This window comes from Corynebacterium freneyi (assembly GCF_030408835.1).
Classification (GTDB): domain Bacteria; phylum Actinomycetota; class Actinomycetes; order Mycobacteriales; family Mycobacteriaceae; genus Corynebacterium; species Corynebacterium freneyi.
In genome coordinates, this window is the sequence record NZ_CP047357.1 from 553,456 (window position 1) to 578,653 (window position 25,198).

A 25,198-nucleotide genomic window follows, 5' to 3' on the forward strand; every position below is an offset into this window, starting at 1 on the left:
GCCCCGGAAATCGTCGGCGTCGGCGGTGATCAGTAGCTCTTCGGCAGGCCCATGATGTTGGTGCCCACGTAGTTGAGGAGCATCTCGCGGCTGATCGGCGCGATGCGCGGCAGACGCGAGGCACCGAACATGCGGGCGAGCCCGTACTCGGTGGACAACCCGTTGCCGCCGAGGGTCTGCACCGCCTGGTCCAGCGACTTGGCGGAGATTTCGCCGGCCGCGTACTTGGCCATGTTCGCCGCGTCCGCCGCCTCGCGGTGCAGGCCGGCGTCGTAAAGCGCCGCGGCCTTCTGCCACATCAGGCGCGTCAACTCCAGCTCCACGTGGCACTGCGCCAGCGGGTGGGAGATGCCCTGGTGCGCGCCGATGGGGGTGCCCCACACGTTGCGCTCGCGGGCGTAGGACACCGCCCGGTCGAGGCAGAACCGGGCCTGGCCCGTCGCCATCGCCGACGCCATGACCCGCTCCGGGTTGAGCCCCATGAACAGCTGCGGCAGACCGTTGTCGGCCGACCCGATCAGCGCGTCCGCCGGCAGCTCCACGTCGTCGAGGAACAGGGAGTACTGCCACTCGGCGAGCTTGACCTCCATCGGAATGCGGTTGGCGGTGAATCCCGGCGCGTCGGTGGGCACCATGAACAGCGCCGGCTTGCCGCGGTTGCCCTCCTCGTCGACGACGGTGGCCACGTACAGTACCGCGTCCGCCTGGTCGACGCCGGAGATGAACGTCTTGTTGCCGTTGAGCACCCACTTGTCGCCGACCTTGCGGGCGGTGCTGCCGAGGTTGTGGCTGTTGGTGCCGGCGTCGGCCTCGGTGATGCCGAAGGCGGCGATGAACTCGCCGGAGGCGATGCCGGGCAACCAGCGGGACTTCTGCTCGTCGGTGCCGAAGGCGGTGATGATGGAGCCGACGATGGCCGGCGAGACGACGAGCATCAGCAGGCCGGTGCCGCAGGCGGCGAGCTCCTCTTCGACGATGGCCAGTTCGGCCAGGCCGGCGCCGCCGCCGCCGTACTCCTCGGGCAGGTTGACGCCGACGAAGCCGAGTTCGCCGGCCTCGCGCCAGAGTTCGGTCGGGTACTCGCCGGTGTCGGCCTTGTCGATCATGTAGTCCAGCCCGTACTTGTTGCCCAGGGCTCGGACGGCTTCGCGCAGGGCGGCGCGTTCGTCGGTGTCGGTCAGGGGGAGGTGGGCTTCGCGTGCCATGTCGTGTCTCCTTGCGGGTGCGGTGGTGGGGGGTGGGGTTGAGGTCGTCGGAAGGGGAGCGGGGGAGGAGAAGGGGATGGGAGCGCCGGGCTATTCCGCGGGCTTGACGACGGCCAGCACTCGGCCCGCATCCACTTGGTCGCCCACGGCGACTGGGAGTTCGTCGACGATTCCGTCGGTGCCGGCTCGAATGGCGTGTTCCATCTTCATGGCCTCCATGGACAGCAGAATCTGTCCGGCCTCGACTTCGTCGCCGGCCGCGACGTGGACGGCGATGATCGAGCCGGGCATCGGCGCCAGCAGCGAGCCTTCGGCCGCCGCGAGCGACGGGTTGACGTAACGGGGCAGTTTCACCGCGTTGACCGGGCCGAATCCGGAGTCGACGCCGACGGCGCCGTCGGGGTAGGTGCGGACGGTGAACGGGATGACGACGCGGTCGCGTTCGACCCGCACGACCGTCGCGTCGCCGCGTCGCTCGATGCCGACGACCTCGGCGCCGTCGGCGTCGCCGGTGCCGCGGGGGTTGCCGCGGCGGGTGCGGATGATTTCGGTGGTGACTTCTTCGTCGCCGACCTGGAACCGGTGCTCGGTCGACGCCCGGCCGACGTTGCGGAAACCGGCGGGCACCGGCGGCGTCGGCAGGTCCGACAGGGTTTCCTCTTCCGCCGCGGCGGCCGCCGCGAACAGGGAGAGGGCGGTGGTGGCCGGGTCGGCCAGGGGCGCCGACAGCTCGGCCAGGCGCTCGTCGGACAGGTACGAGGTGTCGAAGGTGCCGGCGCGGAATTCGCCGTCGTCGAGAATGCGGACGAGCAGGTCGCGGTTGGTGCCGAGCCCGTGGATCCGCGCCCGTCGCAATGCCGCGGACAGTCGGGAGACGGCCTCGGCGCGGGTGGGGGCCCAGGTGATGACCTTGGCCAGCATCGCGTCGTAGTTCGTGCCGACGGTCGCCGGGCGGCCCGGGGCCGGTTCGAAACCGGAATCGAGGCGCAGTCCCGCGCGGTCCGGGCCGGAGAAGGAGGAGACGACGTCGTCGAAGTCCAGGCGCGTCAGGTCGCCCGACATCGGCCGCCAATCGTTGGCCGGATCCTCGGCGTACAGGCGGGCCTCCACGGACCAGCCCTGCGCCGCCGGCGGCTCGGGCGACGGCAGCGGCAGGCCGGCGGCGACGTCGAACTGCAGGGACACCAGGTCCAGGCCGGTGGTGGCCTCGGTGACCGGGTGCTCCACCTGCAGGCGGGTGTTCATCTCCAGGAAGAAGAACTCGCCCTTGTGGTCGGCGAGGAACTCGACCGTGCCCGCGCCGGTGTAGTCGGTGGCGCGGGCGGCGTTGCGGGCGGCCTCGAACAGGCGGTCGCGCATCCCGTCGATGGCTTCGACCAGCGGCGAGGGCGCTTCCTCGATGACCTTCTGGTGGCGACGCTGGATCGAGCATTCTCGCTCGCCGACGGTCCAGATCGTGCCGTGGGAGTCGGCCATCAGCTGGACCTCGATATGCCGGCCGGACTCGATGAACCGCTCGATGAAGATGGTGTCGTCGCCGAACGCGGACTTCGCCTCCGCGGCGGCCGCGGCATGCTCCTTGTGCAACGAGTCCATGTCGCGGACGATGCGCATTCCGCGACCACCGCCGCCGGCGGCGGCCTTGACCAGGACCGGCAGCATGTCCTCGGTGATCTCGTCGACCCCCAGGTTGCCCAGGACCGGGACCCCGGCGTCGGCCATCATGGCCTTGGCCTCGATCTTCGATCCCATCGCGGTGATCGCCTCGGGGGAGGGGCCGATCCAGACCAGCCCGGCGTCGGCCACGGCGCGCGCGAAACCGGCGTTTTCGGACAGGAACCCGTAACCCGGGTGGATCGAGCGGGCGCCAGTGCGGCGGGCGGCGTCGAGGATGAGATCGACGTCGAGGTAGGTCTCGGCGGGAGTGTTGCCGGGCAGCCGCACGGCCGCATCCGCCTCTGCGACGAAGGGCGCGTCGGCGTCGGCGTCGGAGTACACGGCCACGGCCTGGAGGCCGCGCAGGTGGGCGGCGGCGATGATGCGCCGGGCGATCTCGCCGCGGTTGGCGACCAGCACCGGGCTGATCGGGGTGATGGTGATGTCGTTGTCGTTCATCGTCGTCTCCTGGTCACATCCGGAAAACGCCGAAGCCGTCGGCGCCTTCGATGGGTCCGGAATGAATGGCGGAAAGGGCCAGGCCCAGCACCGTTCGGGTGTCTCGCGGGTCGATGACGCCGTCGTCGTAAAGCATTCCGGAAAGGAACTCGGGCAGGGACTCGGCCTCGATCTGCTCGCGGATCCGGTCGAACATCGCCTGCTCCGCCTCCGGGCTCATGTCCTTGCCGCGGGCCTTGGCGGATGCGGCGGCGACGGAGCTGACGACGGAGGCCAGCTGCTCGGCGCCCATGACCGCCGACCGGGCCGACGGCCACGAGAACAGGAACCGCGGATCGAAGGCGCGGCCGCACATGCCGTAGTGGCCGGCGCCGTAACTGGCGGCGGTGATCAGCGAAATGTGCGGCACCTTCGAGTTGGACACCGCGTTGATCATCATCGAGCCGTGCTTGATGATGCCGTTCTGCTCGTACTCCTTGCCGACCATGTAGCCGGTGGTGTTGTGCATGAACAGCAACGGGGTGTCGGAGGAATTCGCCAGCTGGATGAACTGGGTGGCCTTCTGGGCCTCGGCGCTGAACAGAACGCCGCGGGCGTTGGCGAGGATGCCGACGGGGTAGCCGTGGATCTCCGCCCAACCGGTGACCAGGCTCGAACCGTACAGCGGCTTGAACTCGTCGAACTCGGAACCGTCGACGATGCGGTGGATGATCTCGAGGGGGTCGAAGGGGTTCTTCAGGTCCTCCGGGACGATGCCCACCAGCTCCTCCGGGTCGAGCAGCGGGGCCGCGCCGGAGCCGCGGGGGGCCGGGCCCGCCTTGGTCCAGTTGAGGCGGCGGACGATCGAGCGGGCGATGCGCGCCGCGTCGTGCTCGTCGACGGCGAGGTGGTCGGCCAGGCCGGAGGTGCGGGCGTGCATGTCCGCGCCGCCGAGGGACTCGTCGTCGGTGATCTCGCCGGTGGCGGCCTTGACCAGGGGCGGGCCGGCCAGGAAGACCTTGGAGCGCTCCTCGATCATGACGATGTGGTCCGACATGCCCGGGACGTACGCGCCGCCGGCGGTGGAGTTGCCGTACACGACGGCGATGGTCGGGATGCCCTCGGCCGACAGCTGCGTCAGGTTCCGGAACATCGCGCCGCCGGGGACGAAGACCTCCTTCTGGGTGGGCAGGTCGGCGCCGCCGGATTCGACCAGGTTGATCAGCGGCAGACGGTTTTCGCGGGCGATGTCCTGCAGGCGCAGCATCTTGCGCAGCGTCCACGGGTTGGAGGTGCCGCCCTTGACGGTGGAGTCGTTGGCGATGAAGAGGCATTCGACGCCTTCGACGACGCCGATGCCGCCGACGAGCGACGCGCCCACGGTGAACTGGGAGCCCCAGGCGGCCAGGGGGCACAGCTCGAGGAAGGGCGAACCTTGGTCGAGGATGGTTTCGATGCGTTCGCGGGGGGTCATTTTTCCGCGCTTGCGCAGGCGGGCGACGCTGGCTTCGCCGCCGCCGGCGACGGCTTCGTCGATGTGGGAGTTGATCCGGTCGAGCTTTTCGAGCATCGCGCGTTCGGCCGCGGCGTACTCTGCGGACGAAGGGTCGACGGTGGTCGGGGCGGTCATCGCCGGGCCTCGCTTTCGGTGGTGGCGTGGGGGTCTGTGGTCGGGGAGTCGGCGTCGTGGTCGAGCAGCGCCGCCGGAACCTCGATGTGGCGGGAGCGGAGCCATTCGCCCAGGCCCTTGGCCTGCGGGTCGAATCGGGCGCCGTGGGCGACGCCGCGTCCGAGCAGACCGCGGATGACGAAGTTCACGGCCCGCAGGCGGGGGAATTCGTGGCGTTCGATGTCGAGGTCGGCGGTTTCCGGGAGCAGTTCGCGGAGCTTGTCGACGGTCAGGGCGTGGGTGAGCCACGCGTGGGCGGCGTCGTCTTCGACCCACACGCCGATGTTGGCGTCGGGGCCCTTGTCGCCGGAGCGGGCTCCGGCCACGCGGCCCAGCGGTGCGCTGACGGTCGGCCCGGTCTCCGGGGCGGCCGGGGTGGGCAGGGCGGTGTGGTCCGAGCCGAGGGCCCGGGTGTCGGTCGGCGCCGGAATGGTGGCGGTGGTGCCGTCGGGCAGGACCGCGACGTGGGTGACCGCGTCCTGCGGCACGTACGCCGGGGTGAAGACGCCGTAGGGGCTCGACTTCGGCGGCGGCGAGTGGAAGAAGGCACCGGGGTAGGTGCCCAGGCCGAATTCGACGGCGGCGCGGGAGAACGAGTCGGCCACGCGCTTGTCGGGATCCCAGGCGACGGCGGTCAGACGGGCGGTGGCGGCGACCTGGGTGTCCGCGTCCGGGTGATCGGTGCGTTCGAGGCGCAGGTCCATTTGCGCCGGCTTGGGCTCGATCGCCTGGAACTGGGCCTTGACCAGGTTGGCCTTGTCCTCGATGTCGAGGCCGGTGAGGTACAGGGTGACCTCGTTGCGGAAGCCGCCGATGGAGTTGACGGACACCTTCAGGGTCGGCGGCGGGGCTTCGCCTCGTGCGCCGTTGATGCGGATGCGGTCCGGGCCGTCGTCGGTCAGCTCGAGGTGATCGAGCAGCAGGGTGGCGTCGGGGCCGGCGTAGCGGGCGCCGGTGACCTCGTACAGCAGCTGGGCGGTGACGGTGCCGGCGGTCACGGAGCCGCCGGTGCCCTCGTGCTTGGTGATCACGCTGGTGCCGTCGGCGTCGATTTCGGCGATGGGGAAGCCGGGGTGGACGGGGTCGGAGATTTCGCCCGGTCGGTTGAAGAACGCGTAGTTGCCGCCGGTGGCCTGCATGCCGCATTCGATGACGTGGCCGGCGGCCATCGCGCCGGCGATGGCGTCGTAGTCGTCGCGCGACCAGCCGAAGTGGTGGGCGGCGGGGGCGACGATGACCGACGCGTCGGTGACGCGGCCGGTGACGACGATGTCGGCTCCGGCCCGCAGGCATTCGACGATGCCCCAAGCCCCGAGGTAGGCGTTGGCGGCCAGGGCGCTCTCGTCGAGTCCGAGTTCGCCGAGGCGGGGGAGCAGGTCGTCGCCTTCCACGTGGGCGACCGTGAGGTCGAGTCCGCGCTGTTCGATGAGGTCGCGCAGCGCGTCGGCGAGTCCGGCCGGGTTGAGGCCGCCGGCGTTGGCGACGAGCTTGACGCCGCGTTCGGCGATGAGCTCGAGGTTGTCGCCGACCTGCTTGAGGAACGAGGCGGCGAATCCCCGGGCGGGATCCTTCTGTTTCGCTCGGGCGAGGATGAGCATCGTCAGTTCGGCCAGGTAGTCGCCGGTGAGGTAGTCGAGCTCGCCGCCTTCGAGCATCTCGCGCATGGCGGCGGCCCGGTCGCCGTAGAACCCGGACATGTTTCCGATCCGAACCGGTGCCCTCGTCTCCTCGGACATGCGGGCCTCCCTTCGCTGGTGGTGGAACCGTTCGTTTTGTGTGCCGTGCATCACAATCGCACGCCGAAAGAAAAAAAGCAAGCGCGATTGACTGTTTTGAATCGTTCGTTTAGCTTCAGGTGTGGCCGGCGTCACAAATCGCGTGCCGGCTCCCACGTGGCGAGAAAGGAGGGCCAGCGCAATGCGCCTGCCCATCACAGAAACCATTGACCCGGACCTGGTCACCGGGGCCGAGCGAGATCGCGCGCTCGCCCGTCGCATCTCCATCGGAGACATGCCCACCCGGTCGGCGGCGACCTTCGGCGACCGGACCGCGATCGTCGGCGACCGGCGTTCGATCACCTACGCCCAGCTGGAAAAAGAGGCGAACCGACTGGCGCACGGGTTGGCCGCCCTCGGCGTGCGATCGCGCGAACCCGTCGCGGTGATGTCCACGAACTGCCCGGAAATCGTCATCGGCTACCTCGGTGCGGCGAAGATGGGTGCCGCGGCGATGATGATCAACCTCCTGGGCGGGGCGGCGAGCATCGTCAAGGCCATCCGCGCGACGGGACCGCGGGTCATCATCGTCCACGAGGACCTGCTTCCTCAGCTGCACCTGATCGGAGCCGAGCTTTCCGACGACCTCGAGCACATCATCGTCATCGGACGCGCTCCCGGAGAAGGCCTGTCGTCCCTGTCGGGATCCAGGTACTGGTCCTGGGACGAGTTCCAGCGACTCGCCGACGACGTCGAGGGCATCGACCCCGACTCCCCGCCCGAGGTCGTCATCGCCGACCGTCAGATCGCCCAGGTGATGTTCTCCTCCGGCACGTCCGCCGACCCGAAGGGAGTGCTGACCAGCCACGTCGCGGTCATGCTCTCCATGCACGCCAACGCCGCGTACATCGGAATCAACTGGGGCACCGAACCATCGGTGTCCACGCTGGTGCTTCCGCTGTTCCACACCACCGCGCTCAACGCGATCATGCTGCCGATGCTGTCCATGGGCGGCACGGTCCACGTTCTGCCCGGATTCGACATGGAGCAGCTCGGCCGGACCATCGTGGAGTCGAAGACCACCCACTTCGTCGGCCTGCCGATCATGATCGAGGGGCTGCTGCACTGGAGCGCCGCCCACGGCCATTCCCTCGATCACCTGCAAACGCTGTTGTACGGGATGGCCCCCATGAAGGAGGGCCTGCGGGAACTCGTCGCAAAGCGACTGCCGGGCGTGCGCGTCATGCTCGGATCCGGGATGACCGAGGCGCTGCCGGTCGGCTTCCTCCAATGGCCGGACATGGATCCCGACAACCGTGGCAGCTGGGGCTACGGCACCGCGCTGACCACCACCACCGTCGTCGAACAGGGCACCGGCACCGTGCTGCCGACGGGCGAAACCGGAGAGCTCGCCTACCGCGGCGGCGGCGTCATGGAGAACTACCTGGCCGAGTCTCCCGAAGTGTTCGCCGGCGGTTGGCTGCACTCCGCCGACATGGGGTCCTTCGACGACGAGGGGATCTTCTGGTTCGTCGACCGCATCAAGGACGTCGTCAAAACCGGCGGCGAAAACGTCTCCACGCAATCCGTCGAGGCCACGTTGATGGACCACCCCGACATCGAGGAGGTCGCCGTGATCGGCAAGAGCGACGACCAATGGGGCGAACGCGTCGTCGCCGTGGTCGTTCCCTCCGGCGACATCGCGCAGGACCCCGAACGGCTGGCGGAGTTCATCGCCTCGGTGGACCGGCACGGCCGCGAGACCCTGACGAGCTCGCACCGCCCCAGGGAGTTCATCGTCACCGACCTGCTGCCGCGGACCGGAACCGGAAAGATCCGGAAAGCCGAGCTGCGCGAGGCCGTGCGCCACCGCGAGGGGCACCGACCCGGCGCGTCGGAATAGCCGGCGGCCCCTGAAAGGCGGAGGCCGAACCGCGAAAGACCTCCGGTGCGGCGGGGAATGGATTTCCCCGCCGCATCGGAGGTCTTCGTCATGAGGGCCGGCATGCGGTCGGATCACGGGGATCCGACCGTCGCCACCGGCCGACGCCGCCTAGTGTGCGCGGTGCTCGCGGTGTTCGCGGTGTTCGCGGTGCTCGCGGCGGTGGCGGGAGGGACGCAGGTGGATGTCCTCGTCCTCCGCCAGAACCGGGTGCTCGTGCAGCGCGGGCTGCTCGAAGCTGACCCACTTGACGCCGGCGGACTCGTGGCAGCCCGGTGCCATCGGGTCGGCGTAGAGCTCCTCGAACTTGTCCTTCAACTTCTCGTGGACGTGCTTGCGGCGCAGCTTGAGGCTGGGCGTCAGCTCGTCGGCGTCGACGGTGAGCTCACGGTCCAGGATGCGGAACCGCTTGACCTGCTCCCACGAGTTCAGCTCGGAATTGAGCCGGCCCAGCGACGCCTGCACGACGGCGACGACCTTCGGGTCCCGTGTCATGTCCGCGAAAGTCTCCGCCTCGCAACCGTTGCGCTCGCACCATTCGCGCGTGGCCTTCTCCTCCAGAACGACCATGCCGACCATGAACTTCTTGCCCTCGCCATAGGTGACCAGCTCCATGGCCAGCGGGCACAGGCCCTTGAACTCCGACTCGATGGGCGCCGGGGCGATGTACTTGCCGTTGGAGGACTTGTACAGCGACTTCTTGCGGTCGGTGATGTATACGAAGCCGTCGTCGTCGATGCGGGCGATGTCGCCCGTGCGCAGGTAACCGTCGCCGGGCAGCGTCTCCGCCGTCGCGTCCTCGCGGTTGTAGTACCCGGTCATGTTCCACGCGCTCTTGAGCAGCAGCTCGCCGTCCTCGGCGATCTTCTGCTCGACTTCCGGGAACGGCCAGCCGACGGAACCGATGCGGTACGCGTTGAGTCGCGTCAGGTGGGTGATGCAGCCCTCGGTGAGACCGAAGCCCTCCACGATGGGCATGCCCATCGACAGGTACCACTTGGTGATGTCCTGGTTGATCGGCGCCGAACCCGACACGAACATGCGCACGTTGCCGCCGAGGGCGTCGCGGATCTTCGACAGCACGACCTTGTCGGCGATGCGGAGGCGGAATTCCAGCCACTTCGGCACCTCCTTGCCCGCCAGACGCAGCTCGGTGGCCTCCATGGCCAACGCCATGCTGACCTTGCCCAGCTTCGCCTTGATGCCGTTGCCCTCGAACTGGGCATGAATGGCTGAGTAGGCCTTTTCGAAGATGCGGGGCGCGCCGCCCATGAGGGTCGGCTTGATGTCCTGCAGGTTCTCGACGATCTTGTCGATGCGCCCGTCGATCGCGGTGAGCATGCCCGTGTTGATGGACAGGTACAGCAGGAAGCGGCCCATCAGATGCGCCATCGGCAGCCAGAGGAAATGGACGTCCTTGTCGTACAGGTTCGGCGTCGACGTCACGGAGGCGATGTTGTTCATCCACGCGCTGTGCGGGATGATGGCGCCCTTCGGCTTTCCGGTCGTACCCGAGGTGTACTGGAAGGCGGCGATGGTGTCCGGGGTGACGTCGTCGATCGCGCGGCGGACCACGTGCGGGTCGGCGGCCAGCAGCGCACGACCCCGGGCGGTCAGCGCCGCCAGGGGGGAGACCCAGTCGGCGATGTCCTCGGCGGAGATGCCCGCCGGGGAATTGACGGCCTGCACCTGCGCGGACCAGGAGTCGTCGATGACGTACACGTGCTCCACGCCCGGGATGGCATCCCGGATTTCCAGGAGCTTGGCCACCTGGTCGCCGTCCTCCGCGATGACCATGCGCGAACCGGAGTCGTTGATGATGAACTCGATGTCGCCGGGCACGGACGTGGGGTAGATGGCCACGGAGTTGACGCCGATCGACATCAGCGCCATGTCCGAGTTGACCCACTGCATGCTCGTGCCCGAGATGAGGGCGGCTGCGTCACCCTTGCGCAGGCCGGCGTCGAGCAGGCCCGCGGAATGCTCCTCGACGACGCCGCGGAACTGGTCCCACGTGAGCTCGACCCAATTTTCATCGGCGTCGCGGAAACGCCACGCCGGCCGGTCCGGGGTGGCGGTGGCGCGGCGCCACACCATGGCGCCGACGCTGGGGGCCGGGTTCTCCAGGACTTCGCGGTCGATGGGCTCGTCGGCGGGGGAGGCGTAGCCGTCGATTTTCCAGCCGTACCCGTCGCCGATCTGGGGCTTGGGCAGGCCGATGGTGCTGATGGGCGGCGGGCTGAGGTCCTTTTGCGGCGCGTTCATGGTGTCGCTTTCTCTCGGCGGTCGGTGGAGGAGGGCGCGTCGACGTCACTGCGGGGTGGCGTGGATCACGTTCAATGGAATGTTAGGCATGCAAACTGGTTTGCATGGGAAAATTCGCCAGATTGTGACCGTGCCGTTGCTTTTGCTCCCATTTTCGGGGCGCGGGCGTGATGGCGGGTCGGGTGCGTGGCGGGAGATGCCTGCGGTACCCCCGTTTCGGTTAGTCGCGACTAACTGAATTGGTGGGACTTTTTGCGTCATTCGCCGGGGTGGAACGGTGTTCGACCTCCACCCGTCCTTGCGTGGGGGTTTCGGCGCGGGGGTGACGCGTTTCATAGTTTCACTTTGCAAGTGGTTCGCATCACAGTATTGTTCCGCCGCAGAGAGTTAATCGAAATTAACGCAGTGCGGGCGACCGCACTGTTTCGCAGACCTTCACCCCACACGGAGACGCACATGACGGACCCCGCCACCAACCGTGAAAAGCACGAGGCACTCGTCGCCGACCTGCGCGAACTGCTCGCCCGCACCGCCGAGGGAGGCCCGGAAAAGGCCCGCGAGCGTCATGTCGCCCGCGGCAAGCTGCTGCCCCGCCAGCGCATCACCGAATTGCTCGACCCGGGCAGCCCCTTCCTCGAGGTGGCGCCCATCGCCGCCCACGAGATGTACGGCGGCAAGGTTCCGGCCGCGGGCGTCGTCGCCGGCATCGGCCTCGTCGAGGGACGTCGCTGCATGATCGTGGCCAACGACGCGACGGTGTCCGGCGGCACCTACTACCCGATGACGGTGAAGAAGCACCTCCGCGCCCAGGAGATCGCCGACGCCAATCGCCTTCCCTGCATCTACCTCGTCGACTCGGGTGGCGCGATGCTCCTCAACCAGGACGAGGTGTTCCCGGACCGCGACCACTTCGGCCGCATCTTCTACAACCAGGCGAACCTGTCCAAGAAGGGCATCCCGCAGATCTCCGCCGTCCTCGGTTCGTGCACCGCCGGCGGCGCGTACGTCCCGGCGATGAGCGATGAGGCCGTGATCGTCAAGGAGCAGGGCACCATCTTCCTGGCCGGCCCGCCGCTGGTGAAGGCCGCGACGGGCGAAGACGTCACCCCCGAAGAACTCGGCGGCGGCGACCTGCACTCCAAGACCTCCGGCGTCACCGACCACCTCGCCCTCGACGACGCCGACGCGCTGCACCGCGTCCGGGCGATCGTCGACACGCTGCCGCTGGCCGCCGACGCCCCGTGGGAGGTGCGCGAGACCCGCGAGCCGCTGCGCGAGCAGACCGACCTCTACGACATCGTCCCGGTCGACCCCCGCCAGCCGTACGACGTCCACGAGGTCATCGAGACCATCGTCGACGCCGGCGAATACCGCGAGTTCAAGGCAGAATTCGGCACCACCCTGGTCACCGCGTTCGCGCGGATCCACGGGCACCCGGTGGGCATCATCGCCAACAACGGCGTCCTCTTCGCCGAGTCCGCCCAGAAGGGCGCCCACTTCATCGAGCTGTGCGACCAGCGCGGCATCCCTCTGGTGTTCCTGCAGAACACCACCGGCTTCATGGTCGGCCGCGAGTACGAGGCCGGGGGCATCGCCAAGCACGGCGCGAAGATGGTCAACGCGGTGGCCACCACCCGCGTGCCCAAGTTCACCGTGGTCATCGGCGGCGCGTTCGGCGCCGGCAACTACTCCATGTGCGGCCGCGCGTACTCGCCCCGCTTCCTGTGGATGTGGCCCAACGCCCGCGTCGCCGTCATGGGCGGCCCCCAGGCGGCCATGACCCTGTCGACGGTGCGCCGCAACCAGATCGAACGCTCCGGCGGCGAGTGGTCGGCGGAGGAGCAGGAGGCCTTCGAGGCCCCGGTCCGCGAGCAGTTCGAGAAGCAGTCGCACTGCTACTACTCGTCGGCCCGACTCTGGGACGACGGCGTCATCGACCCCGCCGACACCCGCCGGATCCTCGGCATGGCGCTGGAAGTCGCCGGCGGTGCCCCGCTCGACGAGCAGGGCTACGGCGTCTTCCGGATGTAACCCGAATCGACACCACGGAAAGGAGAGAAGAGCATGACCGACATCGCCATCAACACGGTTCTCGTCGCCAACCGCGGCGAGATCGCCTGCCGCGTGATCCGCACCCTTCGCGAACAGGGGGTCCGCTCCGTCGCCGTCTACTCCGACGCCGACGCCGACGCCCCCCACGTCCGCCTCGCCGACGTCGCCGTCCACATCGGCCCGTCGCCGGCCCGCGAGTCCTACCTCGTCGCGGACCGCATCCTCGACGCCGCCCGCCGCACCGGTGCGCAGGCGATCCACCCCGGCTACGGCTTCCTGTCCGAAAACGCGGACTTCGCCCGCGCCTGCGAGGACGCCGGAGTCATCTTCATGGGCCCGCCGGCGTCGGCCATCGACACGATGGGCGACAAGATCTCGGCGCGCGCGACCGTCGAAAAGCGCGACGTGCCCACCGTGCCCGGCATTTCCCGCCCGGGTCTGACCGACGAGGAGCTCATCGAGGCGGCGCCCGGCATCGGCTTCCCGGTGCTGATCAAGCCGTCCGCAGGCGGCGGCGGCAAGGGCATGCACCGCGTCGAGCGCATCGAGGATCTGCCCGCCGCGCTGGTCACCGCCCGTCGCGAGGCCGCCGGCGCGTTCGGCGACGACTCGCTGTTCATCGAGCACTTCGTGGACACCCCGCGCCACATCGAGGTGCAGGTGCTGGCGGACTCGCACGGCAACGTCATCCACCTCGGCGAGCGCGAATGCTCGCTGCAGCGCCGCCACCAGAAGGTCATCGAGGAGGCGCCGAGCCCGCTTCTCGACGACGCCGTGCGCGCCCGCATCGGCGAAGCCGCCTGCGACGCCGCCCGCTCCTGCGGTTACGTCGGCGCCGGCACCGTGGAGTTCATCGTCCCGTCCGCCGAGCCGGACAAGTTCTACTTCATGGAGATGAACACCCGCCTCCAGGTCGAGCACCCCGTCACGGAGGAGGTCACCGGCCTGGACCTGGTGGCCCTGCAGCTGACCATCGCCCGCGGCGCGGAACTGCCCATCGCCCAGGAGGACGTCCGGATGACCGGCCACTCCATCGAGGCGCGCGTCTACGCCGAGGACCCGGCCGCCGGGTTCCTGCCCACCGGCGGCACCGTCACCCGGGTCGTCGAGCCCTCCGGCCCCGGCGTCCGCGTCGACTCCGGCATCGCCGACGGTTCCGAGGTGACGTCGCTGTACGACCCGATGCTGATGAAGGTCATCGTCCACGGCGCCGACCGCGCCGAGGCGCTCGACCGGCTCGACCGGGCGCTGGCGAACACGGTCGTCGCCGGGGTCGGCGTCAACGTCGACTTCTGCCGCTACCTGCTCTCGGTGCCCGAGGTGGCCTCGGGCGACCTGGACACGGGCCTGCTCGACCGCGTCGCAGGGGATTACGCCGACTTCCCGGTGCCCGACGAAGCCCTGGTCGCCGCCGCGATGGCGTGGTTGGCCTCCCGGTGGCCCGAGGGTCCGGCGTCGCCGTGGGCCGTGCCGGACGCCTGGCGCTCGGGTCGCCCCGGCACCCAGCGCCTCCGCCTGGCCACGACCAGCGGTTCGAGCCTCATCGCCGTGTCGGGCACGCCCCACGACGCGACCGTCACCGTCGACGCCCGCGTCGCCGGCATCAGCGAACCGGCCGAGGGCGAGGAGGCCCCGGAGCCCCGCGACTACGCCGCGGGCATCCACCGCGACGGTGACCGCTGGCGCGTGGATTGCGAGGGCGTCGCCCGCCACTGGCAGGTCGAGACCGTCGCCAGCCGCCGCGGCACCGACGTCATCGTCTCCTCCGACGAGGGCACCTGGGTGCTGCACCGCGAAAACGTCGTCCGTTCGGCCGCCGACGACGACGGCGCGGGCGACGGCACCCTGACCTCGCCGATGCCCGGCACCGTCATCGCCCTGTCGGCGGCCGACGGTGACCGCGTCGAGGCCGGCGACCCGGTCCTGGTCGTGGAGGCCATGAAGATGGAACACACTCTCCGGGCCGCCACCGCCGGCGTCGTCGAGTACCACGTCGCGGCCGGCGCCCAGGTGTCCACCGAGGTTCCGCTGGCCACGGTCGTCCCCGACGAAGGCTGACCCGGCGCACCCCGCCACATCCCGACAAGCCCCGACCCACCCCGAAAAGCCACCCGGCCCGCCCCGACGGGCCGCGAAAGAAACCCGCGAAAGAAACCAAGGAGTCACCATGACCGACGTCAACACCGCCGATCTGCCCGCCGAGTACCGCGAGCTCCAGTCCGTCGTCCGCCAGTTCGCCAACGAGGTCGTCGACCCCGTCGCCTACGAGCACGACCGCAACCACACGTTCCCCTACGAGATCGTCGCGCAGATGGGCGAGATGGGCCTGTTCGGCCTGCCCTTCTCCGAGGAGTACGGCGGCATGGGCGGCGACTACCTGTCGCTGGGCATCGCGTTGGAGGAGCTGGCGAAGGTCGACCAGTCGGTGGCCATCACCCTCGAGGCCGGCGTCGGCCTCGGTGCTTCGCCGATCTACCACTTCGGCAACGAGGAGCAGAAGCAGAAGTGGCTGCCGGACCTCACGGCGGGCAAGGCGCTGGCGGGCTTCGGCCTGACCGAGCCGGACGCCGGCTCCGACGCGGGCGCGACCCGCACCACCGCCCGCGAGGACGGCGACGACTTCGTCATCAACGGCGCCAAGCAGTTCATCACCAACTCCGGCACCGACATCACGTCGCTGGTCACGGTCACCGCAGTGACGGGCCAGAACGACAACGGCAAGAAGGAGATCTCCACGATCATCGTGCCGTCGGGCACCGAGGGCTTCGTCGTCGAGCCGGCGTACGACAAGGTCGGCTGGAACGCCTCCGACACCCACCCGCTGACGTTCACCGACGTCCGCGTCCCGCAGGAGAACCTCCTGGGCGTGCGCGGCCGCGGCTTCGCCAACTTCCTGTCCACGTTGGCCGAGGGCCGCGTCGCCATCGCCGCGCTGGCCACGGGCGCCGCGCAGGGCTGCGTCGACGAGTCGGTGAAGTACGCCAAGGAGCGTCAGTCGATGGGCCGCGCCATCGCCGAGTACCAGGCGATTTCCTTCAAGATCGCCCGCATGGAGGCCCGCGCCCACGCCGCCCGCATGGCCTGGTACGACGCCGCGGCGAAGATGGTCAAGGGCCAGGAGTTCCGTCGCGAGGCCTACCTGGCCAAGCTCATCTCCTCGGAGGCCGCGATGGACAACGCCCGCGACGCCACGCAGATCCACGGCGGCTACGGCTTCATGAACGAGTACCGCGTCTCGCGCCACTACCGCGACTCCAAGATCCTCGAGATCGGCGAGGGCACCACCGAGGTGCAGCTGATGCTCATCGCCCGCGGACTGGGCCTGTAAGGGGAGGTGAACCGATGACCGACACCGCCAACACCGCCAACGCCGGCGCCGCCGGCCCGAACGACGCGGAGCACCCGGGCATCGTCCAGCGCGGACTCTGGTTCGAGGAGTACGAGGAGGGCGCCCGCTATCTGCACCGGCCCGGCCGCACCGTCACCGAGACCGATGACGTCCTGTTCACCACGCTGACCATGAACACCCAACCGTTGCATCTCGACGCCCACTGGTCGTCGCAGCAGCCGGGCTTCGGCGGCAAGCGGCTGGTCAACTCGATGTGGACCCTGTCGACCGTGGTGGGCCTGTCGGTGTCGCAGCTGACGCTGGGCACCATCGTGGCGAACCTGGGCTTCACCGAGGTGTCCTTCCCGAAGCCGATGTTCCACGGCGACACGCTCTACGCCGAGACGAAGTGCGTGTCCAAGCGGGTGTCCGCGTCCCGTCCGGGGCAGGGCATCGTGCAGTTGGAGCACATCGGCCGCAACCAGAACGGCGACGTCGTGTGCCGGGCGGTGCGCGCCACGCTCGTGCAGTGCGACCCGGCCGCGTCCGGGGACGGTTCGCTTGACGACGGGGCGGCGTGATCATGGACAACTGGATTCCCGCCGGCCCCGCGATCCTCTTCGTGCCGGCTGACCGGCCGGATCGTTTCACCAAGGCCGCCGAACGTGCGGACATGGTCATCCTCGACCTGGAGGACGGCTGCCGTCCGGAGAACCGGGCCGAGGCGCGCCGGGCGATCATCGAGTCGGAGCAGGCCGGCGACCTGGACCCGGAGCGGGTCATCGTCCGCATCAACCCGGTCGATTCGCCGGAGCACGCCGCCGACCTGGAGATGCTCGCCGACCTGCGCTACGACCTGATCATGTTGCCGAAGGCGGAGTCCGCCGCGGCGGTGGAGTCGCTGGCCGGGCATCGCGTCATCGCGCTCATCGAGACGCCCCTGGGCGTCCTGCGCGCCGACGACGTCGCCTCCGCCGACAATGCGGTGGCCCTGTTCTGGGGCGCCGAGGACCTCACCGCCGGTCTCGGCGGCACGGCCTCCCGCTTCGGCGAGGGCGAGGACGCCCCCGGCACCTACCGCGACGTCGCCCGTCACGCCCGCGCCCGCACCCAATTGGCCGCCGCCGCCTTCGGCCGCGCCGCGCTGGATTCCGTCCACGTCGACATCGCCGACGTCGACGGCCTCCGCGCCGAAGCCACCGACGCCGCGGCCCTCGGCTACGCGGCCACCGTGTGCATCCACCCCTCGCAGGTCGCCGTCATCCGGGACGCCTACCGCCCCACCGACGAAGAAGCCGACTGGGCCCGACGCCTGCTCGCCGCCGCCCGCGACGACGGGGGAGCGTTCAGCTTCGAGGGCCGCATGGTCGACGCCCCGCTGTTCCGCCAAGCCGAAGCCATCGCCCGACGCGCCGAAGCGACCGCCACGCAGACGTCGTAAAGCACGAAACCTTCCACCACCCACGTAGTTTTCCGCCCCCGCGGCACAGAACTCCAGGAGAACCCGATGTCCCAGCTCAAGACCATCCCCGCCCCCTACGGCAAAGACGTCGTAGACGACGACGGCAACAAGATGTCGCACGTCATCGGCGCCGACGTCGACCAGGGCGCCGCCCCGCTGCGCTCCGAAACCCTCGGCGAAAACCTCAAGGCGATCGTCGAAAAGCACCCCTCCCGCGAGTGCATCGTCGACGTCTACGCCGACGTGTCCTTCACCTACGAGCGGTTCTACAACCGCGTCCTCCGCCTGGCCACCTCCTTCGTCCGCGCCGGCTACCGCAAGGGCGACCGCATCGGCATCTGGTCCACCAACCGCTGGGAATGGACCGTCGTCCAGTACGCCTGCCACCACCTGGGCCTCATCCTGGTCAACATCAACCCCGCCTACCGCCAGCACGAACTCAACTACGTCCTGGAAAAGGCCGGCGTCCGCTGCGTCTTCGCCGCCCGCCGTTACAAGGACTCCGACTACCGCACCATGCTCATCGAGGCGTCGAAGCAGCGCGGCGTCAAGCTGGACAAGGTCATCTACTTCGGCTCCGCGGACTGGTACGAGCGCATGCACGGCGACATCGACGACCTGTCGGAGTACACCGCCGACCTGCACCCCGACGACCCCATCAACATCCAGTTCACCTCCGGCACCACCGGCTTCCCCAAGGGCGCGACGCTGACGCACCGCAACCTGCTCAACAACGGCTACTTCATCGGCGAGCTGCTCGGCTACACCGAGAAGGACCGCGTCTGCCTGCCCGTGCCGTTCTTCCACACCTTCGGCATGGTCATCGGCACGTTCGCCACCTTCAGCCACGGCGGCGCGATCATCATCCCGGCGCCCAGCTTCAAGGCCCGCGAAACCCTCAAGGCCGTCCACTCCGCCAAGGCCACGTCCCTGTACGGCGTGCCGACGATGTTCATCACCGAACTGGAGGAGGCCCACGACCACGAGGAGTACGGCAGCCCCTACGACCTGTCGACCCTGCGCACCGGCGTCATGGCCGGCACGTCCTGCCCGTCGAAGACGATGCGCGACGTCATGGACAAGCTGAACATGTCCGAGATCGCCATTTGCTACGGCATGACCGAAACGTCGCCGGTCAGTTTCCAGACCCGCAAGGACTCGCCGCTGGACAAGCGCGTCAACACCGTCGGCCAGATCATGCCGCACCTGGAGGCCCGCGTCATCGACGAGGACACCGGCGAAACGCTGCCGCGCGGCGAGCAGGGCGAGGTCGTCGTCCGCGGCTACTCCGTGATGAAGGAGTACTGGCACCACCCGGAGAAGACCGCCGAGGCCATCGACGAAGACGGCTGGATGCACACCGGCGACCTGGGCGTCCTCGACGACGAGGGGTACCTGTCCATCACCGGGCGAATCAAGGACATGCTCATCCGCGGCGGCGAGAACATTTACCCGCGCGAGATCGAGGAGTTCCTGTTCACCCACCCGGACATCGTCGATGCGCAGGTCATCGGCGTTCCGGACGACAAGTACGGCGAGGAGATCATGGCCTGGGTCATCCTCCACGACGAGAACGCCGACCTCACCGCCGACCAGATCGCCGAGTTCGCGCAGGGCAAGCTGTCGCGCCACAAGATCCCGCGCTACGTCCACGTCACCGATTCGTTCCCGATGACCGCCTCGGGCAAGGTCCGCAAGGTCGAGATGCGCGAAATGGCGCCGAAGCTGCTGGGATGGGTGTGATCCGAATGTCCAAGAACACCGAAACGTCGATCCGCGAGCTCGTCGCCGGCCTGGCCGAGGACGGCATGACCATCGCCGTCGGAGGCTTCGGCCTGTGCGGCGTGCCCTTCGACCTCATCGAGGGCCTGCGCGACTCCGGCGCCAAGGACCTGACCATCGTGTCCAACAACATGGGCGTCGACGGGCAGGGACTGGGCATCCTGCTGGAAAACCACCAGGTCACCAAGGTCATCGCCAGTTACGTCGGCGAGAACAAGCTCTTCGCCCGGCAGTACCTCGACGGCGAACTCGAGGTGGAGTTCACGCCGCAGGGCACCCTGGCCGAGCGGCTGCGCGCCGGCGGTGCGGGCATCCCCGCGTTCTACACCGCCACCGGCGTCGGCACCCTCGTCGCCGAGGGCAAGCCCCACGCCGAATTCGACGGCCGCACCTACGTCCAGGAGCGCGGCATCGTCGCCGACCTGGCCCTGGTCCACGCCTGGCGCGGCGACGTCGACGGCAACCTCGTCTACCGGTCCACGGCGCAGAACTTCAATCCGCTGTGCGCCGCCTCCGGCAAGGTCACCGTCGCCCAGGTCGAGCAGCTCGTCGAGCGCGGCGCCATCGAGCCCGATTCGGTCATGACCGCCGGCGTGTTCATCGACCACATCGTCCGGGCGAGCGACCGCGAGAAGCCCATCGAGAAGCGAACCACCCGGCCGCGGGAGACCGCGCCCGATCCGGCCGCCGCCGCGGCGGGGGAGGAGATCTGACATGACCCACGAGGAAAAGCGCGGGTGGACCCGCGATGAGATGGCCGCGATGGCGGCGGCGGAGCTCGCCGACGGAGACTACGTGAACCTGGGCATCGGCATCCCGACGCTGGTGGCCAACCACATCCCCGATGGTGTGCGCGTGCTGCTGCAGAGCGAGAACGGCATCCTCGGCATGGGCCCCTTCCCGTACGAGGGGGAGGAGGACGCCGACCTCATCAACGCCGGCAAGCAGACCGTGACGCTCGTGCCGGGTGCGGCCGTGTTCGACTCGGCGACGAGCTTCGGCATGATCCGCGGCGGTCACGTGAAGATGGCCGTCCTCGGCGCCATGCAGGTGTCCGAGTCCGGTGACCTGGCCAACTGGATGATCCCGGGGAAGATGGTCAAGGGCATGGGCGGCGCGATGGACCTCGTCGCCGGCACCCCGCGCGTGGTGGTGCTCACCGACCACGTGGCCCGCGACGGTTCGCCGAAGCTGGTCAAGGAGTGCGATCTGCCGCTGACCGGCGCGAAGGTGGTCAAGCGCATCATCACCGACTTGGGCAGCTTCGACGTCGCCGACGACCACCTGGTTCTGCGGCGCCTGGCCCCGGGCGTGACGCTGGCCGACATCGAGAACAACACCGCGGCGGCGTACGTCGTGGACCTGGAGGATTAGTCGGCCGCGGCGGGGCACCACCCGAGGGTGGCTCCCCGTCGCGCAATTCCGGCCCGGCGGCGCGGAAAACCACTAGGCTCCATTAACCGAGCGCACGACCAATTGAACCGTGCGGCGAATCCACCGGGTTCGCCGCCGTCCATGCCGCCCCCGCGCGGCTGCACAGGGAGAGACGAACACCATGACCGGAAACACCACCCCGAACGCCGACGACGTCGTCATCCTCGCCGGCGCCCGTACCCCGCAGGGCAAGATGCTCGGCCAGCTGGCCGATCTGACCTCCGTCGATCTCGGGGCCCACGCCGTCCGCGCCGCCGTCGAGCGCGCTGGCATCAAGCCGGAGGACGTCGGCCGCGTCGTGCTCGGCCAGGTCATCCTCGCCGGCGCCGGCCAGAACCCGGCCCGCCAGACGGCGATCAAGGCCGGCCTGCCGTGGACCGTGCCCGCCGAGATCGTGGCGAAGGTCTGCCTGTCGGGCCTCGACGCGGTGATCCACGCCGCCCGCATGATCCGCCTGGGCGAGGTCGACGTCGTCGTCGCCGGCGGCCAGGAGTCGATGACCAACGCCCCGCACATCGCCCGCGGCGTGCGCAAGGGCAAGTCCTACGGTGCGCTGAAGCTGGAGGATGCGCTGGAGCTCGACGGCCTGGTCGACTCCTACGACTGCGTGTCCATGGGCACGCTGACCGACGGCCCGAACGCGGACCTGGGCATTTCCCGCGCCGATCAGGACGAGGTCGCGGCCCTGTCGCACCAGCGCGCCGCGAAGGCGCAGGCCGACGGCATTCTCGCCGAGGAGATCGCCCCGATCGAGATTCCGCAGCGCAAGGGTGACCCGATCGTGGTCGACGCGGACCAGGGCATCCGTCCGGACACCACCGTCGAGTCGCTGTCGAAGCTGCGCGCGGTGTTCATGAAGGAGGGCGGCACGATCACCGCCGGCAACTCCTCGCCGATCTCCGATGGTGCGGCGGCGCTGGTCCTGGCCCGTCGTGGCTGGGCGGAGGAACGAGGCCTGGATTACCTGGCGGTCGTGGGCAAGGCGGGGCAGACCGCCGGCCCGGACAACAGCCTGCACGCGCAGCCGTCGGACTCGCTGGCCGAGGCCCTGCGTCTGGCCGGCTGGGAGGCCTCGGACCTCGACTTCATCGAGATCAACGAGGCTTTCGGCGCCGTCGCCGTGAAGTCGCTGCGCGACCTGGATTACCCGCTGGAGAAGTGCAACATCCACGGTGGCGCCATTGCGCTGGGTCACCCGATCGGTTGCTCGGGTGCCCGTCTGACGCTGACGGCGGCGATGGAGCTGGCGCGCCGCGGTTCCGGCAAGGCCGGCGTGTCGCTGTGCGGCGGTGGTGGCCAGGGCGACGCCCTGCTGCTGTACCGCGACTAGATCGCGCTCGGGGGAGGCGGTTCGGGGGAGGTGCGTGACGACGCCTCCGCCTCCCCGTGACGGGCCCGACGGTAGTTTCGGTGGCATGAACACCGTCCCCAGTGATGCCCGCGGCCCCGAGTCGGCGGAGTCGCAGGCTCAGCCCCGGCCCCAGTCCCGGCCTCAGTCCCCGTCTCCGGCTACGTCCTCTTCGGCCCCTTCGGCTTCGTCGGCGTCGGCCCCGGCCTGGTTGCCCGTCGGCCCCGCCCTGTTGTTCGCGCCGGCGGATCGGCCGGAGCGTTTCGCCAAGGCCGCGGAGCGGTCCGACGTGGTCATCGTTGATTTGGAAGATGGCGCCGCCCTGGACGGCCACGAGGCCGCGCGGCGCAACATCCTGGACAATCCGCTGGATCCCGCGCGCACGATCCTGCGAGTGACGGGCCCGGATGCCCCGACGTTCGCCGGCGATGCCCGGTTGGCGCAGGAGGGCCCGTATGACGTCGTCATGCTGCCGAAGGTCCGTGACCGCATTCCGGAGGAGCTCGCCGGGCTGAAGATCATCGCGATGATCGAAACGCCCGAGGCGATCCTCAACATCGGCGCCATCGCGTCCCACCCGGACGTCGTCGGCATGTTCTGGGGCGCCGAGGATCTCGCCGCCGAGTTGGGCGGCACGTCGTCGCGCATCACCGCCGCCGAGGCCGAGGCCGCGGGTATCCCAGCCGACGCCGGCGCCCGCCCGTACCGGGCCCCGCAGCAGTTGGCCCGGACGATGATGGTTCTCCACGCCGCCGCCAACGGCATCGCCGCCATCGATGCCGTTCACGTCGACTTCCGCGACGAGAAGGGCCAGTACCTCGAGGCCCTCGACGCCGCCGGCTGCGGGTTCGCGGGCACCGCGTGCATTCACCCGGCGATGGTCGATGCGGTTCGCCGCGCCTACCGCCCCTCCGACGAAGAACTCGACCGGGCCCGCCGCATCCTCGAGCGCGCCGCGGACAACGTCGGAGCCTTCCAACTCGACGGGGAGATGATCGACGCCCCCGTCGTCAGGCAGGCTGCGATCATCGCTGCGCGAGCCGGGGGCACCCATAATTTTGATAAAAAATTAATCCGGCTTAACTGATGATTTTGTGCGCGGAATCAAATTAGGATCTTGGTCGTCACCTCAATCGACCCAGGAGAGCATCGATGACGACTGCGACGACCGCCGAAATCCTCACCAGGCCCGCGCCTTTCGGGAAGGATGTGATCGACGCCGAGGGCCGCCTGCTGTCGCACGTCCTCGGCGCCGGCGTGGATCAGGGGGCGGCTCCGCTGCGATCCGAAACGCTGGGGGACAACCTCGTCGCCCAGATCGAACGTTTCCCGGACCGGGAGGCGATCGTCGACGTCTTCGCCGACGTGCGTCTGACGTACCGGGAGTTCGGCGACAAGGTCGACCGCCTCGCGGCCGCCCTGCTGCGCTGCGGCCTGCACCGGGGCGACCGCGTGGGCATCTGGTCCACCAACCGCTGGGAATGGCCCATCGTGTCCTACGCGTGCCACCGCCTGGGCCTCATCCTGGTCAACATCAACCCCGCCTACCGACAGAGCGAACTGAACTACGTCCTGGAGAAGGCCGGCGTCACCTGCGTGTTCGCCGCCCGCCGCTACAAGGACTCCGACTACCGCACCATGCTCATCGAGGCGTCGAAGCAGCGCGGCGTGGACCTGCGGGAGGTCATCTACTTCGGCTCGGAGCAGTGGAAGGAGATCCTGGGCCGCGACGTCAACGGCGACCGGTCCGACCTCGACGCCGCGATCGCCGAGGTCGAGGCCACGGACCCGGTGAACATCCAGTTCACCTCCGGCACCACCGGCTTCCCCAAGGGCGCGACGCTGACGCACCGCAACCTGCTCAACAACGCCAACCAGACGGCCACCCTCCTCGCCTACGACGAAAACGACCGGGTCGTGGTGCCGATTCCGTTCTTCCACACCTTCGGCATGGTGCTGGGCATCATCGCGACGCTGAGCCGCGGCGCCGCCCTCATCATCGCCGGCCCGGTGTTCCAGGCCCGCGACGTGCTCAAGGCCGTCCACTCCGAGAAAGCCACGTCCCTGTACGGCGTGCCGACGATGTTCATCACCGAACTGGAGGAGGCCCACGACCACGAGGAGTACGGCAGCCCCTACGACTTCTCGTCGCTGCGCACCGGCATCATGGGCGGCACGTCCTGCCCGTCGAAGACGATGTCCGAGGTGATGGACAAGCTCAACATGAAGGAAATCGCCATTTGCTACGGCATGACCGAAACGTCGCCGTGCAGCTTCCAGACGCGGGGCGACTCGCCGCTGGAAAAGCGCGTGCACACCGTCGGTCAGATCATGCCGCACCTGGAGGCGAAGGTCATCGACCAGGCGACCGGCGAAACGGTGCCGCGCGGCGAGCAGGGCGAGATTCTGGTGCGCGGCTACGCGGTGATGAAGGAGTACTGGCGCCACCCGGAGAAGACCGCCGAGGCCGTCGACCCGGATGGTTGGATGCGCACGGGCGATCTCGGCGTCCTCGACGACGAGGGCTACCTGTCCATCACCGGGCGGATCAAGGACATGCTCATCCGCGGCGGCGAGAACATCTACCCGCGCGAGATCGAGGAGTTCCTGTTCACGCATCCGGACATCGTCGATGCGCAGGTCATCGGCGTGCCAGACGACAAGTACGGCGAGGAGATCATGGCCTGGATCATCCTCCACGAGGGAGCGGAGACGCTGACCGTCGACAAGCTGCGCGAGTTCGCGCAGGGCAAGCTCGCCCGCCACAAGATCCCGCGCTACGTCCACGTCACGGATTCGTTCCCGATGACCGCCTCCGGCAAGGTCCGCAAGGTGGAAATGCGCGAAATGGCCCCGAAGATCCTCAACTGGGTCTGATCTCCGGGGCCGGGGCGGGCGGGGG

Annotated in this window: 17 protein-coding genes; 12 read left to right on the forward strand and 5 right to left on the reverse strand. The window is 69.0% G+C overall.

What is annotated here, in order from left to right; genetic code table 11:
* Positions 1-29: 29 nt before the first annotated feature.
* The 4 genes from CFREN_RS02400 to CFREN_RS02415 form a co-directional block, all read right to left on the reverse strand.
* Positions 30-1,205 (reverse strand): acyl-CoA dehydrogenase family protein, encoded by a 1,176-nt coding sequence (locus tag CFREN_RS02400; RefSeq protein ID WP_209654109.1) that lies wholly within the window; start codon positions 1,203-1,205, stop codon positions 30-32.
* Between the two features lie 90 nt (positions 1,206-1,295).
* Complete coding sequence (locus tag CFREN_RS02405) at positions 1,296-3,320, reverse strand: acetyl/propionyl/methylcrotonyl-CoA carboxylase subunit alpha (protein ID WP_209654107.1); 2,025 nt, start codon at positions 3,318-3,320, stop codon at positions 1,296-1,298.
* 13 nt (positions 3,321-3,333) lie between these two features.
* Positions 3,334-4,929: an acyl-CoA carboxylase subunit beta gene (locus tag CFREN_RS02410; protein ID WP_070519459.1), complete on the reverse strand. Its 1,596-nt coding sequence runs from the start codon at positions 4,927-4,929 to the stop codon at positions 3,334-3,336.
* Positions 4,926-6,704, reverse strand: coding sequence for an acyclic terpene utilization AtuA family protein (locus CFREN_RS02415; RefSeq protein ID WP_209654105.1), 1,779 nt, complete (start codon positions 6,702-6,704; stop codon positions 4,926-4,928). The genes CFREN_RS02410 and CFREN_RS02415 overlap by 4 nt, the downstream gene beginning before the upstream one ends.
* A gap of 181 nt (positions 6,705-6,885) precedes the next feature.
* Here CFREN_RS02415 and CFREN_RS02420 point away from each other — a divergent pair, with 181 nt between their 5' ends.
* Positions 6,886-8,586, forward strand: coding sequence for a class I adenylate-forming enzyme family protein (locus CFREN_RS02420; protein ID WP_209654103.1), 1,701 nt, complete (start codon positions 6,886-6,888; stop codon positions 8,584-8,586).
* A 150-nt stretch (positions 8,587-8,736) separates the two neighbouring features.
* On the opposite strand, the gene CFREN_RS02425 is transcribed toward CFREN_RS02420, so the two are convergent.
* The gene (locus tag CFREN_RS02425) at positions 8,737-10,890 is read right to left on the reverse strand and encodes an AMP-dependent synthetase/ligase (RefSeq protein ID WP_209654101.1); all 2,154 of its coding nucleotides are present in this window, start codon (positions 10,888-10,890) and stop codon (positions 8,737-8,739) included.
* A 456-nt stretch (positions 10,891-11,346) separates the two neighbouring features.
* On the opposite strand from CFREN_RS02425, the gene CFREN_RS02430 reads away from it, so the two are divergent.
* From CFREN_RS02430 to CFREN_RS02480, 11 genes are all read left to right on the forward strand, one after another.
* Positions 11,347-12,921, forward strand: coding sequence for a carboxyl transferase domain-containing protein (locus CFREN_RS02430; RefSeq protein ID WP_070519454.1), 1,575 nt, complete (start codon positions 11,347-11,349; stop codon positions 12,919-12,921).
* A gap of 33 nt (positions 12,922-12,954) precedes the next feature.
* On the forward strand, positions 12,955-15,000 hold the full coding sequence (locus tag CFREN_RS02435; RefSeq protein ID WP_070519453.1) for an acetyl/propionyl/methylcrotonyl-CoA carboxylase subunit alpha: 2,046 nt from the start codon (positions 12,955-12,957) through the stop codon (positions 14,998-15,000).
* A gap of 109 nt (positions 15,001-15,109) precedes the next feature.
* Positions 15,110-16,270, forward strand: coding sequence for an acyl-CoA dehydrogenase family protein (locus tag CFREN_RS02440; protein WP_070519452.1), 1,161 nt, complete (start codon positions 15,110-15,112; stop codon positions 16,268-16,270).
* Positions 16,271-16,284: 14 nt separating this feature from the next.
* On the forward strand, positions 16,285-16,851 hold the full coding sequence (locus CFREN_RS02445; protein ID WP_083291171.1) for a MaoC family dehydratase: 567 nt from the start codon (positions 16,285-16,287) through the stop codon (positions 16,849-16,851).
* Positions 16,852-16,853: 2 nt separating this feature from the next.
* Positions 16,854-17,711, forward strand: coding sequence for an HpcH/HpaI aldolase/citrate lyase family protein (locus CFREN_RS02450; protein WP_070519464.1), 858 nt, complete (start codon positions 16,854-16,856; stop codon positions 17,709-17,711).
* Positions 17,712-17,777: 66 nt separating this feature from the next.
* Positions 17,778-19,475 (forward strand): AMP-binding protein, encoded by a 1,698-nt coding sequence (locus tag CFREN_RS02455; RefSeq protein WP_070519451.1) that lies wholly within the window; start codon positions 17,778-17,780, stop codon positions 19,473-19,475.
* 5 nt (positions 19,476-19,480) lie between these two features.
* Positions 19,481-20,227 carry a CoA transferase subunit A gene (locus CFREN_RS02460; RefSeq protein ID WP_070519450.1) on the forward strand — a complete coding sequence of 249 codons (747 nt, stop codon included), beginning with the start codon at positions 19,481-19,483 and terminating at the stop codon, positions 20,225-20,227.
* A 1-nt stretch (position 20,228) separates the two neighbouring features.
* A complete protein-coding gene (locus tag CFREN_RS02465; protein ID WP_035123097.1) occupies positions 20,229-20,888 on the forward strand; it encodes a 3-oxoacid CoA-transferase subunit B in 660 nt (219 codons plus the stop codon).
* 181 nt (positions 20,889-21,069) lie between these two features.
* On the forward strand, positions 21,070-22,278 hold the full coding sequence (locus CFREN_RS02470) for an acetyl-CoA C-acetyltransferase (RefSeq protein WP_209654099.1): 1,209 nt from the start codon (positions 21,070-21,072) through the stop codon (positions 22,276-22,278).
* Positions 22,279-22,363: 85 nt separating this feature from the next.
* Positions 22,364-23,383, forward strand: coding sequence for an HpcH/HpaI aldolase/citrate lyase family protein (locus CFREN_RS02475; protein ID WP_209654097.1), 1,020 nt, complete (start codon positions 22,364-22,366; stop codon positions 23,381-23,383).
* A 65-nt stretch (positions 23,384-23,448) separates the two neighbouring features.
* Complete coding sequence (locus CFREN_RS02480) at positions 23,449-25,173, forward strand: AMP-binding protein (RefSeq protein WP_209654095.1); 1,725 nt, start codon at positions 23,449-23,451, stop codon at positions 25,171-25,173.
* The last annotated feature ends 25 nt before the right edge of the window (positions 25,174-25,198 follow it).

What these genes read in the sequence shown, in the direction of transcription:
- CFREN_RS02445 (WP_083291171.1), top strand. Translation starts at nt 16,285, where the DNA reads ATGACCGACACCGCCAACACCGCCAACGCCGGCGCCGCCGGCCCGAAC.
- CFREN_RS02460 (WP_070519450.1), top strand. Translation starts at nt 19,481, where the DNA reads ATGTCCAAGAACACCGAAACGTCGATCCGCGAGCTCGTCGCCGGCCTG.
- CFREN_RS02430 (WP_070519454.1), top strand. Translation starts at nt 11,347, where the DNA reads ATGACGGACCCCGCCACCAACCGTGAAAAGCACGAGGCACTCGTCGCC.
- CFREN_RS02470 (WP_209654099.1), top strand. Translation starts at nt 21,070, where the DNA reads ATGACCGGAAACACCACCCCGAACGCCGACGACGTCGTCATCCTCGCC.
- CFREN_RS02405 (WP_209654107.1), bottom strand. Translation starts at nt 3,320, where the DNA reads ATGAACGACAACGACATCACCATCACCCCGATCAGCCCGGTGCTGGTC.
- CFREN_RS02450 (WP_070519464.1), top strand. Translation starts at nt 16,854, where the DNA reads ATGGACAACTGGATTCCCGCCGGCCCCGCGATCCTCTTCGTGCCGGCT.
- CFREN_RS02435 (WP_070519453.1), top strand. Translation starts at nt 12,955, where the DNA reads ATGACCGACATCGCCATCAACACGGTTCTCGTCGCCAACCGCGGCGAG.
- CFREN_RS02475 (WP_209654097.1), top strand. Translation starts at nt 22,364, where the DNA reads ATGAACACCGTCCCCAGTGATGCCCGCGGCCCCGAGTCGGCGGAGTCG.
- CFREN_RS02440 (WP_070519452.1), top strand. Translation starts at nt 15,110, where the DNA reads ATGACCGACGTCAACACCGCCGATCTGCCCGCCGAGTACCGCGAGCTC.
- CFREN_RS02420 (WP_209654103.1), top strand. Translation starts at nt 6,886, where the DNA reads ATGCGCCTGCCCATCACAGAAACCATTGACCCGGACCTGGTCACCGGG.
- CFREN_RS02465 (WP_035123097.1), top strand. Translation starts at nt 20,229, where the DNA reads ATGACCCACGAGGAAAAGCGCGGGTGGACCCGCGATGAGATGGCCGCG.
- CFREN_RS02400 (WP_209654109.1), bottom strand. Translation starts at nt 1,205, where the DNA reads ATGGCACGCGAAGCCCACCTCCCCCTGACCGACACCGACGAACGCGCC.
- CFREN_RS02410 (WP_070519459.1), bottom strand. Translation starts at nt 4,929, where the DNA reads ATGACCGCCCCGACCACCGTCGACCCTTCGTCCGCAGAGTACGCCGCG.
- CFREN_RS02480 (WP_209654095.1), top strand. Translation starts at nt 23,449, where the DNA reads ATGACGACTGCGACGACCGCCGAAATCCTCACCAGGCCCGCGCCTTTC.
- CFREN_RS02455 (WP_070519451.1), top strand. Translation starts at nt 17,778, where the DNA reads ATGTCCCAGCTCAAGACCATCCCCGCCCCCTACGGCAAAGACGTCGTA.
- CFREN_RS02415 (WP_209654105.1), bottom strand. Translation starts at nt 6,704, where the DNA reads ATGTCCGAGGAGACGAGGGCACCGGTTCGGATCGGAAACATGTCCGGG.
- CFREN_RS02425 (WP_209654101.1), bottom strand. Translation starts at nt 10,890, where the DNA reads ATGAACGCGCCGCAAAAGGACCTCAGCCCGCCGCCCATCAGCACCATC.